Below are 12943 nucleotides of genomic sequence, written 5' to 3' on the forward strand. Positions count from 1 at the left end.
CGTCTCCATAATCTTTTGTTGCTGTATTTACTTATAAGTCGAATGAAGAGGCAAAAAGGGACAATCGAAAATGATTATTTTTACGTTAATGATTTTTATGCGGGCAGAACATTCACCCAGTAACGGGTAATGTATTGAATCTTAACGGGAAGTGTTTTTTCTATGACGGTTAATACCGTATCGGTATTTTTTATCGGGAAAGTGCCGCTTAACCGTAGTGAGGAGACAGTTGGGTCGCAGTGTAATACGCCGTTGCGATAGCGGGCGAGGATCGCGATCACTTCACTCAGTGGCTTGTCGCTGAAGCTTAATATACCCTGCGTCCACGTGTTGTTTTCGGCGATTGCCGTTGTCAGTTCGCTAAAATCGGTGGCGCTGAATCTTAAGCTTTCACCCTGACGCACAATATATTTGCGGTCAGCACCGGTCAGTATCACCTCTACGGCATGCTGCTGCACGCTAACTAGCGTGGTATTGCCTTCCTGACGAACCGTAAATTGGGTACCCAACGCGGTCAGCTGTGCCTGGCGGGTTTGTACGCGCAATAACCTTGTTTCAGCATCGTGCTCGGTGGTGATGGCAATTTCGCCATACCAGAGATGCACCAGACGTTGCTGAGGGTCAAAACGGACATCTACTGCGCTGTCAGTATTGAGTGTAAGCAGTGTGCCATCGCTCAGTCGATGCTGCTGAATGTCCCCTTTAGCAGTACGGTAACCGGCTCGCAAACCCTCTCCTGTTTCTGAATGCCACAGTTGCCAGATACCGCCAATCCCTAGTAGCAACAGCACGCTTTTCATCATTCTGCGGCGTGACAGGTGCGTTTCCTGAAGTGTACGGCTTGCCACATTGCCTGGCACCACAAGCATCTGGTTACGCAGATTTTCCACTTGTTGCCACGCCCACTGATTATCCTGATGCTGTTCGTACCAACGTTGCCATTTTTCGGTTTGCCGTGGGCTTGCTTGATCGCTACTCAGTACTGCATACCAGTGTGATGCTGATTTTAGGGCCTGGAGACGTGAATTGGTCAATGTGGTATTCATATCAGAGTCCATGCTCTAGGCGAAATAGCAAGCAATGCTCGGTGGCTTTGGCCATATATTTTTTCACGGAACTGACAGACACATTAAGACGTGAAGCGATGTCGCTGTAGGTCAGACTTTCAAGCTGAGACAGTAAAAACGTTTGGCGCATTTTGCTGCTCAGGCCATCGATCATCTGGTCGATTTGTTGGAGTGTTTCAAGCTGGCACTGACGAATTTCTGGTGAGGGTATAAGCGCCTCGGGCTGTTGCGCAAGCAGTTCCAGATATGCTTTTTCCAGAGCGTTGCGGCGAAACAAATCGATCATCACCCTTTTGGCGATAGTGCAGAGGAAGGATTTTGGATCGCGAATTGTCTGTAGCGACGAGTCACTGGTTATCACGCGGAGGAAGGTATCTTGCGCTACGTCGTCGGCGTCAAAGGACGATTGCAGTTTGCGCGTGAGCCAGTTTTTCAGCCAGCCGTGATGCGCGCCGTAAAACGATTCAAGCGCCAGCTCAGCGGAAACAACAATGTAGTCAGACATAGCTTTATAATATCAAAAGTTAATAATCACGACCTCATATTAATGTGAGAATGGTAATCATTACAATTGTTCTTGAAGGTTTTTATTTCATGTTAACGTGATGTTGAGTAGGTGTGGTCGCGAGACTTGTCGCAAGCCGAGCTTGAATTTACGTGATTCTGAAATTACTGCTCTTAAGCGAAGCTGACGTTAAATAAGTTGCTTCTCGGTGGGGCGGTGGTGATAAGGGCAAACTGAAACATATCCGCAAGTCGTTATCACCACTGATGTTTTTACTGTAATTCTTTACGAACCAATTCAATTACCTGTTTGACTTCGTTGCTGTTTAACTTACCTTCTTTGGTAAATTTCGCTACGCCGTTTTTATCCAGGACAATAATGGCAGAATTTTTGGGTTCCAACTGCCAGGTTTTCTTGACTACACCATTGCTGTCAGCAATAAACTGTGACCAAGGAAACTCTTTTTTACTGTCTTCAATACTGCTGCGGACAAATGGCCCGGTACCAAATATGGCATCACTAACATTGATGATGGTGGTTGTTTGGTATTTTTCTTTTGAAAAATCAGCACGTTTTATTTCTTCTATCAGTGGAGCATTCAGTTCTTTTGCTGCACTACGACCTGCAATATGTTGTATGACTCTCACTTTTCCGATCAGTTTTCCACTATCCCAATTTTGGTAGCTAAACTTATTATTGTTGAGTAACAACTCACCTTTATCAGAAACACTGACCGCAGGAACCTTTTGTTCCAGGTTAATGTTGTGAGCCAATGCCAGAGCAGGAGAACAAAGTAGCGCAGCATATAACATAAAATTCTTGATCATAATTTTTCCTTTGTAAGTGAATGTGACGATGCACGGGTCTTTAGCATAGCGGTTATCAGTTGATTTATCTCTTTAAAGAAGATCAATTTTTTAACATTAAGTAAGAGATAAATTTACATAATTATGCATATCTAAATATCTGTCATTTTATGTAAAGTCAGTGCATAAAACTAAAAATGGGGGGAACAAAATCCGATAAATTAAGTCTACTATTCTACATAACGGTGTGGTGCATGGAGCTGGTTCACCAAACGTAACCGTAAGAAGCATAGGAGGAAAAAAGCAGAGATGAAAATTTTTCACCGATATAACCCACTGAAAATTGCTCTCTACGTTAAAACTTTATTCCGTGGACGTTTATACATTAAAGATATGGGGGCTTTTGAATTCGACTGCGGCAAAATTTTACCGCCGAAGGTGAGAGACAAGCGCCATTTCAGTGTGATGAGTGAAGTTAATCAACAGGTGCTGCGTTTGCAGGCTGAAATAGGATAGATAACGAGAATAGCCGCGAGCAGCATACTGAATAATCTGCGCCACGATAAGTGGCGCTTAATATGAGAAGATTGAACGGCCTCAGTTCAACAAACAGGCCGTTTTTATTTATCATCATTGATGGTTGGGTTGTGAGCGGGAGCCGTGGTGGCGGTGTCAGTGATTTTTGTGACTAATAGCTGATCGATTTTGTAGTTATCAATATCGACAACTTCGAATTTATAACCCGCAAACTTGACCGAATCAGTACGTTTTGGAATTTTCCTCAACCGGAACATCATAAAGCCTGCAATGGTTTCGTAGTTACTGGAATCAGGGAAATCATCAATATCCAGTACTCGCTGTACATCATCAATCGGTGTTCCGCCTTCAACCAGCCATGAATTTTCGTCCCGGACGACAATCTGCTCTTCTTGACCCTGACCAACCAAATCACCCATCAGGGTAGTCATAACATCATTGAGGGTAATCACACCCATTACCAGCGCGTATTCATTCAGGATAATAGCGAAATCTTCACCGGCAGCTTTAAAGCTTTCTAGGGCATCTGAAAGCGTTAAGGTATCTGGAATGATCAGCGCGTTGCGGATCTGGACACCTTTATTGAAACTCAGGCTCTGACCACTCAGGACTTGGTTCAGCAGATCTTTGGAATCTACATAACCGATAACATGATCAATATCTCCGTCACATATCAGATACTTGGAGTGTGGTTGGGTGGAAATCTGTTGTTTGATACTTTCTTCACTTTCATTCTTATCAAAGTAGACGACGCTTTCCCGTGAGGTCATGGCAGAAGGAACGGTACGGGATTCGAGTTCGAATACGTTTTCAATCAGTTCATGCTCTTGTTTACGCAGGATACCAGCAACAGCTCCTGCTTCCACAACCGCGAAAATATCGTCAGATGTGATGTCCTCATTACGCGCCATCGGAATTTTAAAGATCTTAAAGATAAAATCAGCCAGTCCATTAAATAACCAAACTAATGGGCGGAAAATTGCTAGACAGAAACGCATTGGATTAACGATTTTCACCGCGACAGCTTCTGGTTTGATCATACCGATACGCTTTGGTGTCAGGTCTGCAAGCAAAATAAATGTACTGGTCACAATGATAAATGAACAGATAAAGCCGAGTTGTTCTGCCCATTCAGGACGCATAAATTGAATGAAAAAAGCTTTCAGTGAAGGAGAGAATGCCGATTCACCGACAACACCTGCCAAAATGGCGACTGCGTTCAGGCCGATTTGCACAACGGTAAAAAACATCCCTGGAGATTCTTGTAATTTGAGGACATGAGCTGCGTTGATATTACCTTCATCTGCCATCAGTTTTAATTTGATTCGCCTTGAGGCGGCAAGAGAAATTTCAGATAACGAAAAAAAGGCGCTGATCGCGCACAGTAAAAGCACCACTAATAGACTGTTTAGCATAAGGTATCCGTGTTTTACCTCCGGTGATTGGGTAGGTTATCGTTGAAAGAACACCGGAGGAAACAATAAAAATCATATAAAATAAAAGGTTGCAATAAATGCTTAGAAAGCTATTGATTAGTGTGTGAATTATAACACCAGTTTAGATGAGCTGGCTAGTTTTTGCTCATTTGTGGCAGGCAAATGCCAATACCGCCTAACCCGCAATACCCCTCAGGATTTTTAAACAGATACTGCTGGTGGTAGTCTTCAGCAAAATAGAATGGCCCTGCTTCTGTGATCTCGGTTGTAACAGGTCGGTTATCTTCTTGTTGTTGCATGGCTTTTTGGAAGTGTTCACGGCTGGCTAATGCCAGTTCATGTTGCTGAGGTGACACAGTATAAATCGCGGAACGATACTGAGTACCAATATCCCCTCCCTGACGCATTCCTTGAGCCGGGTCGTGGTTTTCCCAGAAAAGTTTTAACAGGTTTTCGTAACTATTTTTTGCCGGATCATAAACAATTCTGACAACCTCGGCGTGACCGGTCAGGCCGCTACAGACTTCTTCATAAGTTGGATTTGGTGTTGTACCACCGCTGTAACCCGCAGAGGTCGTGTAAATATCAGATTGTTGCCAGAACAGCCGTTCTACGCCCCAGAAGCATCCCATACCAAAATAGGCAACTTCCATATTGGCTGGAACAGGCTCTATTGCATGATTGGTGACTGTATGGTTAGGTGAAATCTTAAGTGGTTCAGCTCTTCCTGGTAATGTACTTTGAGGATCAATAGATGGGGTTTTACTAGCTGAAGTTGGCACAATTCCCTCCTGTAATTATTAAGTTTTCAGATATTGATAGATTGTATATATTATAAACTTTACTCAAGATTAATTTTATTATAGTCAAATTATTCCGATTAGGTTAGGAGTTCGCGTGTCGAGATACCCCATTTTATGTTTTCTTTGTGTGTCTATCGCAACTCCCATCGCTCATAGTGCTAGTCTTCGCCTGAAAATAGAAGGATTAACCGGCAGTTTAGAAAAAAATGCCCGAGTTCATCTTTCCACCATCAGTACTGACGAAGTTGCGGCGGATGGTCGTTTCCGCTCTCGTGTAGATAAAGCGATTCGTGAAGGTTTGCGTCCCCTTGGTTATTATGAACCCATTATCGAATTTACCTATCAGGAAAATAACCCCCCCGCTCGTTCGGTATTAACAGCAAAAGTCACTGCCGGTGAGCCTGTACGGATTGCCGGTGTTAATGTTGTTTTGGAAGGTGGGGCTAAGACAGATGGAGATTATGCCAAACTTGTTAAAAGCAAAAGCCCGAAAAAAGGGACAATTCTTAATCATGGTGGCTATGAAAGCTTTAAAGGTTCTCTAACCGGGCTTGCTATTAGAAAAGGTTATTTTGACGCCGTAATGAAAAAGAGCCAATTGGGTGTTGCTAAAGAGCGGCATGAGGCATTTTGGGATTTTAATTTTAATAGCGGTGAGCGTTATCACTTTGGTCAGATATATTATCGTGGTTCACAAATTCGTGAAGATTATCTGAGTCACTTGGTGCCGTTCAAAGAAGGGGATTTTTATACCTCGGAACAATTGGCTGAGTTCAACCGGCGGCTGGCAGAAACTGGCTGGTTTAATTCAGCACTGGTGACACCTGATTTTAAGGCTGCCAGAAAGAGTGGTAATAAGACTCTTCCTCTTGAGGCGGTATTAACACCACGTTCCAAAAACTATGTTGAACTGGGTGGGGGTTATGGAACAGATGTTGGGCCACGGGTAAAAGCTAAGTGGACAAAACCATGGCTGAATTCTCGTGGGCATAGCCTTGGCACGAGTATCAACCTTTCTGCACCTGAACAGGTGATTGATGCTACCTATAAAATGCCGCTGAAAACGAACCCGCTGGAGCAATATTATGCGTTGCAGACGGGTTATAAACGTAAGGATGTCAACGATACCGTATCAGATACCGCGACGGTGAACCTTTCCCGTAACTGGGATCTTTCAACTGGTTGGCAGTATGGGATCAATATGCGTTGGAGCCTCAGCCACTTTACTCAAGCCAATGTTACGAATACTGCTATGTTGTTGTATCCGGGGGCGAACGTGAGTCGTATCCGTCAGCGTGGAGGTACGATGCCTTATTGGGGCGATAGCCAGCGTTATTCCATTGATATTTCTGATACCCTTTGGGGCTCTGATGTGGATTTCCTGGTATTACAGGCGCAAAACGTTTGGATCAGAACCTACTGGGATAACCATCGTTTTGTTGCCCGGGGTAATTTGGGTTGGATAGAAACCAATGAGTTCCAGAAAGTTCCTCCTGATTTACGTTTCTTTGCCGGTGGTGATCGCAGTGTCCGTGGCTACCAATATCAGAAAATTTCTCCTAAAGACGATAAAGGAAAATTGACCGGGGCATCCATGCTGATCGTGGGTTCGCTTGAGTATCAATATAACGTAACAGGTGATTGGTGGAGTGCTGTTTTTGTTGATACCGGTGAAGCAGTCAATGATGTTAGAAGGAGCAATTTTAAAACCGGCGCAGGTGTTGGTGTGCGTTGGGCTTCTCCTGTCGGACCCATTAAGTTTGACCTTGCCAGGCCAATAGGGGATTCAGAATCCCGTAATATCCAGTTTTACATCGGGTTAGGATCTGAATTATGAGATGGATTAAGAAGCTCAGTATTGCTTTTTTACTGATTATTACGCTGTTAGTTATTGCTGTTGCCGGATTGGTAGGAACGCAATCTGGCCTGCATACTCTGATTAACAGTGCCGTCCGTTGGGTGCCGGGGCTGGATATCGCCGGAGTTAGTGGTGGCTGGCGTGATTTGACCCTGAAAGGTATCAGGTATCAGATGACCGGTGTTGATGTTAATGTGAATCAACTCCATCTTTCGCTACGTCTTTCCTGTCTGAAAAATAGTCAGTTATGTATTAATGCATTGACGGCAGAAGGCGTAAAAGTAGCGATTAACACTAAGCAATTGCCACCTGCGGGAGATCCGTCGCCAGAATCAGCGCCTCTGACTGAACTGAAAACGCCATATCCGATTTCACTTAACTTGCTATCCATTAAAAATGCTGCGGTCACCGTAGATGATAGGATATTTGCTCTTGATGAACTCAGGACCGCAGCTAAGTGGCAGCAAAAGGTATTAATTCTTAAGCCAACAAAAATCAATGGATTGCTGGTGGGATTGCCAAAAACGACTCCTGAGCAATTGAAAACAGCGGAAGTAGCAGAGAAAGCAAAGCGGGAAGTTGAACCGGAAAAGTCGTTGGGAGAAATCCTGAAAACATTGTTCTCTCAGCCGCTATTGGCAAGGTTACCGGAAGTGCCTATTCCACTGGATATTACTGTCGAAGAGATCAGTGGTAAGCAATTACGACTAACCGGTGATACCAATATCATAATCAATGACTTATTACTGCAACTGAGTAATCAGGGGCAGCAGATTCAGCTCGATAAATTGAATGTAAAGGCACCAGAAGGTTCTTTAGCTGTTCATGGTTTCGCGACTTTGGCACAGCAATGGCCGGTAAAGCTGTCAATAAAAGGTGAGATAGATCAGCAAGAGATTCAAGGGCAAAAAGTTGACTTGAAGCTTAATGGAGCCTTGCTGGAGCAACTCAACTTAATTCTGAATTTGTCTGGCCCTGTCAAAGCTAAAATTGATGCTCAGGCGGAACTGGCTAAGGCAGGTTTGCCAGTGCGTATGACGCTTGAAAGCCAGCAGCTGAGTTGGCCTTTGACGGGAGAGCCTGAATATCAGCTTGATAATGTAAAAATGCGCCTGAATGGTAAAACGAGTGGTTATGATTTGTCATTGCGTTCGGGCATTAAAGGCAATGAAATTCCACCGGCATTATTGGTGTTGGATGCTAAAGGTAATGAAGAACGCTTTAAGTTGACCCGCTTGCGCTTGTCTGCCTTACAGGGAAGGGCTGAACTGGTCGGTGTGGCAGATTGGAGTAAGGCGGTAAGTTGGAATGCGGTGTTGACACTCTCTGGAATCAATACTGCTAAACAGTGGCCGGAATGGCCAGCCGAAATAGAGGGAAAAATAGTGACTCGGGGCAGTTTGCACGGTGGTAGCTGGCAGCTCCGAATCCCGGAAATCACACTTGATGGTAATGTAAAACAGAACTTGATAAAAGCCAGGGGTAAGATTTCGGGTAATGCGGCTGGTCAGTGGAATATTCCTCAATTTGAGCTGGCTTTAGGGCGTAATAAAATCAATCTCCAGGGACAGTTGTTCAAACAGTGGCAACTTGATGGCGATATCAGAGCACCGAGGCTGGATGGCTTATTTCCGGGGCTTGGCGGTGTCGTTAATGGGACGCTGAAACTGCGTGGTAATATGCAAGCGCCTCAAATTCTGGCTGATCTGAATGCTAATGGGTTGAAATGGCAGGATTTGCGCATTGATAGTGTGAATGTGAAGGGAGATGTACGTTCTGCTGCGCAGATCCAGGGCGATCTTGCTATCAAAGTCGGTCAGTTGAAACAGGCTGATTTAATCGTTCGTAGTTTGACGCTGAATGCCAAGGGCAATGAAAAACAGCATAATTTGCAACTGAAGGTTGATGGTGAGCCGGTTGCCGGTCAACTTGCGCTTAATGGTAGTTTTAATCGCAAGCAACAACGATGGAAAGGCAGTATTAATGATACTCGTTTTGATACTCCGGTTGGCGAATGGCGTTTAACCAAAGCTATTACTATTGATTATCTCAATCAGCAGCAGAAAGTCACTGTGGGTACTCATTGTTGGTTGAATCCACATGCGCAGCTCTGCGTACCGAAACCCATTGAAGCGGGTGCCAGCGGTAGCGCATCTATTATTCTTGATCGTTTTGATCTTGCTATGATTCAGCCATTACTGGGGCCTGAAACACATTTGAAAGGTGTATTCAGTGGTAATGCTGATGTTAAATGGAGTGCTGGAGGTGGATTGCCCCAGGCTAACGTTAATCTGCGTGGTGATGCGGTGCAGGTTAAGCAAGTAATTGATGGCATCGCATTACCTGTAGATTTTCAAACCCTGACACTCAATGCAGGCTTGAAGAATGGAGCCGCAGAGCTGAATTGGCTGTTTAAAATTATGGGAAATGGTCAGTTTAACGGTGCGGTACAGATTGCTGATCTTGAAGGGCGTCGCAAACTATCAGGCAATGTAGATATTCAGGATATTTCACTGGCGTTGATCGAACCGATTCTTGGAAAAGGTGATAAGGCAGAAGGCCATTTGAACGCTAACCTGCGTCTGGGCGGAAATGCCAAAAATCCATTACTGTTTGGTCGGTTGAGCCTGAGCGCACTGCAAGCTTCGGGTCATTGGATTCCATTTGATATTACTCAAGGGCAACTTGGTGTAAATTTTGATGGAATACGTTCCGATCTTGATGGTGTTATCAAAACCCCGAAGGGGCAACTTAACCTGAATGGTGATGCTGACTGGCGTAATTTGGATGCGTGGCATGCAAGAATTGCCGCTAACGGTGATAAGTTGAGGGTAACTTTTCCACCAATGGTGAAAATTGATGTCAGCCCTGCTCTGGTGTTTGAGGCTTCTCCCCAGTTACTGAAATTGGATGGTAGCGTTGGTATTCCCTGGGCGCGTATTACAGTTAAAGAACTACCCGAATCGGCTGTTGAGGCTTCATCGGATGAGATTATATTAGGTGAGAATCTTCAGCCGTTAGAAGTGAAAAAAGCGTCAATCCCGATTCAAAGTAACTTGACGATTCATATAGGCGATGATGTTCGACTCAGTGCATTTGGCCTCAAAGCGAAACTTAGAGGTGTTCTGAAAGCTGTTCAGGGTGAGCAAGGCCAGGGTTTGAATGGTCAAATTGATATTCTCGATGGCCGTTTCCATGCTTATGGACAGGATCTGATTGTCCGTAAAGGGATGATTGTGTTTTCAGGTCCACCGTATCAACCATTGCTTAATATTGAGGCTATCCGTAACCCAGAATCAACTGATGGTCGTGTTATTGCTGGGGTGAGAGTTACCGGTTTGGCGGATCAGCCAAAAGTGGAAATTTTCTCAGAACCGGCTAAATCACAACAGGAAGCGCTTTCTTACCTGTTGCGTGGTGAAGGGTTGGAGAGCAGTGACTCAGACAACTCCCAGATGACGGCAATGTTGATAGGTTTGGGGGTTGCACAGAGTGGTCAGTTGGTAGGTAAAATCGGTGAAATATTTGGTGTTTCCGATTTAGCACTGGATACTCAAGGGGTTGGTGATAAATCACAGGTAGTTGTTAGCGGAAAGATCACAAAAGATCTGCAAGTTAAGTATGGTGTTGGTATATTTGATTCACTGGCAACATTAACCTTACGCTATAGGTTAATGCCTAGATTGTATCTGGAGGCAGTGTCTGGTATTGATCAGACATTGGATTTGCTCTATCAGTTTGAGTTTTAAAAATGCGAATTATTGTTTATGGCAGCTTACGGCGCAAACAGGGCAATCATCACTGGATGACCGATGCTCAATGGTTAGGGGATCATAAGCTGAAAGGCTATGAGCTGTATGACCTTGGGTATTATCCTGCGGTAATCCGTGGTGACGGGAGTATTGAATGTGAGGTATATCGTATCAACTCAACTATCCTGACAGAATTAGATGATTTGAAAGATAATTCTCGGGAGTATGTAAGGGAGTTGATTCAGACGCCATATGGCAGTGCATGGATATATCTTTATCAGTTTCCGGTAGCTGGTTTACGGCGGATAAAAAGCGGTGACTGGTTAAAGCGCCACGCAGAAGAGTAAATAAAAATCCCTTTTTATCATGATAAAAAGGGATTATGACATTAAAAAACCTCTGCCGGTGATGTTCCACAGAGGTTTTTTAATTATGCACATAAAGATGGATTATTTCTTAGCAGCACGTTCGAAAGAGGAGATAATTTCTGCTTTAGCCGCTTCGGCATTATCCCAACCATCAACTTTAACCCACTTACCTTTTTCCAGATCTTTGTAGTGCTCAAAGAAGTGAGTGATCTGAGCGCGCAGTAATTCTGGCAGATCGTTCACATCCTTAATGTGATCATATTCTTTGGTTAGTTTACTGTGTGGAACTGCAACCAGTTTAGCGTCTTCACCTGATTCATCAGTCATTTTCAGAACGCCAACCGGACGGCAACGGATCACAGCACCTGGTTGTAATGGGTATGGCGTTGGAACCAGAACATCAACCGGGTCACCATCCAGAGACAGAGTATTGTTGATGTAGCCATAGTTACATGGATAGAACATTGCGGTAGACATAAAACGGTCTACAAACAGCGCACCGGATTCTTTATCAACTTCATATTTAATTGGATCTGCGTTGGCAGGGATCTCAATAATGACATAGATGTCTTCAGGCAGTTCTTTCCCTGCCGGTACTGAGTTCAGGCTCATGAAAGTTTCCTTATATTTCAAACCAGAATAGAGTGGGGGTTATTATAGCCAGAATGATGATGAAATCTCACCATATCTAGCACCTTCTCTGTTAAAAATCTGCAAAACTAAGGAAGGCGGTGAATTCCGCCTTCTATTCATCATTAACCGATGAAATTACTCATCCGGGAATTCAGCCATAAAACTTTCGGCTTTCTCCACCATTGATTTACTGCCGACAAAGAAAGGCACGCGCTGATGCAGTTTGGATGGGATGATATCCAGAATGCGGTTGGCGCCATCACTGGCTTTACCGCCGGCCTGTTCGGCCAGGAATGCCATTGGGTTACATTCATACAGCAGACGCAATTTTCCTGATGGATGGCTGGCGGTGCTTGGGTAAATGTAGATTCCGCCTTTCAGCAGGTTGCGGTGGAAATCAGCAACTAACGAGCCAATATAACGTGTGGTGTAAGGACGTTGAGTCGCTTCATCCTGTTCCTGGCAATATTTAATATATTTCTTCACTCCCATAGGAAATTTGATGTAATTCCCTTCGTTGATGGAATACATATTGCCTTTGGGTGGGAACTGGACTTTCTCATGGGAAAGACAGAATACGCCCAGTGAAGGATCATAAGTAAAGGCATGTACACCACAGCCAGTGGTATAAACCAACATAGTTGAAGAACCGTAGACAACATATCCGGCGGCGACTTGGCGATGACCTGGTTGCAGGAAATCTTTTTCAGTCACTGGTTCGCCGATTGGGGTAATACGACGGTAGATAGAGAAGATAGTACCAACGGAAACGTTTACATCAATATTTGAAGAACCATCTAATGGATCCATCAAAACAACATATTTTGCATTTTCAGCGCGGTCGCCTTCGAAAATAACGATGTCGTCTTCTTCCTCGGAAGCGATACCGGCAACTTCACCGCGTGCTTTCAATGCTGCTTTGAGTTTTTCATTAGCATACAGGTCCAGTTTCATCTGAACTTCGCCTTGGATATTGGACGCACCGCTGGTCCCTAAAATATCCACTAAACCGGCTTTGTTGATATCACGGTGAATGATTTTTGCTCCGAGCTTAATAGCGGAAAGCAATGCGGTGAGCTCACCCGTGGCATGAGAAAAATCTTGCTGCTTTTCGACGATGAATTCGCCTAATGTTTTCATGACGAAAGTCCTGAATGTGATTTGATAGTGGTTTTAGA

Annotated in this window: 11 protein-coding genes; 4 read left to right on the forward strand and 7 right to left on the reverse strand. The window is 44.3% G+C overall.

Annotation, left to right across the window (positions count from 1 at the left end):
- Positions 1 to 95: 95 nt before the first annotated feature.
- The 3 genes from fecR to LGZ99_RS05085 form a co-directional block, all read right to left on the reverse strand.
- The gene (gene fecR, locus LGZ99_RS05075; RefSeq protein WP_036836722.1) at positions 96 to 1046 is read right to left on the reverse strand and encodes a ferric citrate uptake sigma factor regulator FecR; all 951 of its coding nucleotides are present in this window, start codon (positions 1044 to 1046) and stop codon (positions 96 to 98) included.
- Between the two features lies 1 nt (position 1047).
- Positions 1048 to 1572 (reverse strand): ferric citrate uptake sigma factor FecI, encoded by a 525-nt coding sequence (gene fecI / locus LGZ99_RS05080; protein WP_021323282.1) that lies wholly within the window; start codon positions 1570 to 1572, stop codon positions 1048 to 1050.
- Between the two features lie 272 nt (positions 1573 to 1844).
- Positions 1845 to 2399: a YtfJ family protein gene (locus tag LGZ99_RS05085; RefSeq protein ID WP_021323283.1), complete on the reverse strand. Its 555-nt coding sequence runs from the start codon at positions 2397 to 2399 to the stop codon at positions 1845 to 1847.
- Between the two features lie 288 nt (positions 2400 to 2687).
- On the opposite strand from LGZ99_RS05085, the gene LGZ99_RS05090 reads away from it, so the two are divergent.
- Positions 2688 to 2894, forward strand: a complete 207-nt coding sequence (locus LGZ99_RS05090; protein WP_011148633.1) for a DUF1107 domain-containing protein — start codon at positions 2688 to 2690, stop codon at positions 2892 to 2894.
- 104 nt (positions 2895 to 2998) lie between these two features.
- Here the strand turns inward: LGZ99_RS05090 and LGZ99_RS05095 are convergent, their stop codons facing one another.
- Together LGZ99_RS05095 and msrA are read right to left on the reverse strand one after the other, a co-directional pair.
- On the reverse strand, positions 2999 to 4330 hold the full coding sequence (locus LGZ99_RS05095) for a polyamine export protein PaeA (protein WP_023043426.1): 1332 nt from the start codon (positions 4328 to 4330) through the stop codon (positions 2999 to 3001).
- 155 nt (positions 4331 to 4485) lie between these two features.
- Positions 4486 to 5133, reverse strand: a complete 648-nt coding sequence (msrA, locus tag LGZ99_RS05100) for a peptide-methionine (S)-S-oxide reductase MsrA (protein WP_262978904.1) — start codon at positions 5131 to 5133, stop codon at positions 4486 to 4488.
- A 115-nt stretch (positions 5134 to 5248) separates the two neighbouring features.
- On the opposite strand from msrA, the gene tamA reads away from it, so the two are divergent.
- Genes tamA through LGZ99_RS05115 form a run of 3 tightly spaced genes read left to right on the forward strand, consistent with a single transcriptional unit; the run spans position 5249 to position 11111 of the window.
- The gene (gene tamA / locus LGZ99_RS05105) at positions 5249 to 6991 is read left to right on the forward strand and encodes an autotransporter assembly complex protein TamA (RefSeq protein ID WP_021323286.1); all 1743 of its coding nucleotides are present in this window, start codon (positions 5249 to 5251) and stop codon (positions 6989 to 6991) included.
- Positions 6988 to 10761, forward strand: coding sequence for an autotransporter assembly complex protein TamB (gene tamB, locus LGZ99_RS05110; RefSeq protein WP_036836725.1), 3774 nt, complete (start codon positions 6988 to 6990; stop codon positions 10759 to 10761). Before tamA ends, tamB begins: the two co-directional genes overlap by 4 nt.
- 2 nt (positions 10762 to 10763) lie before the next feature.
- On the forward strand, positions 10764 to 11111 hold the full coding sequence (locus LGZ99_RS05115) for a gamma-glutamylcyclotransferase family protein (protein ID WP_021323288.1): 348 nt from the start codon (positions 10764 to 10766) through the stop codon (positions 11109 to 11111).
- Between the two features lie 102 nt (positions 11112 to 11213).
- On the opposite strand, the gene ppa is transcribed toward LGZ99_RS05115, so the two are convergent.
- Positions 11214 to 11744, reverse strand: a complete 531-nt coding sequence (gene ppa / locus LGZ99_RS05120) for an inorganic diphosphatase (protein WP_036836726.1) — start codon at positions 11742 to 11744, stop codon at positions 11214 to 11216.
- Between the two features lie 156 nt (positions 11745 to 11900).
- Positions 11901 to 12905 carry a class 1 fructose-bisphosphatase gene (gene fbp / locus LGZ99_RS05125; RefSeq protein WP_023043421.1) on the reverse strand — a complete coding sequence of 335 codons (1005 nt, stop codon included), beginning with the start codon at positions 12903 to 12905 and terminating at the stop codon, positions 11901 to 11903.
- Positions 12906 to 12943: the final 38 nt, after the last annotated feature.

Source organism: Photorhabdus temperata (assembly GCF_025384845.1).
GTDB lineage: Bacteria > Pseudomonadota > Gammaproteobacteria > Enterobacterales > Enterobacteriaceae > Photorhabdus > Photorhabdus temperata.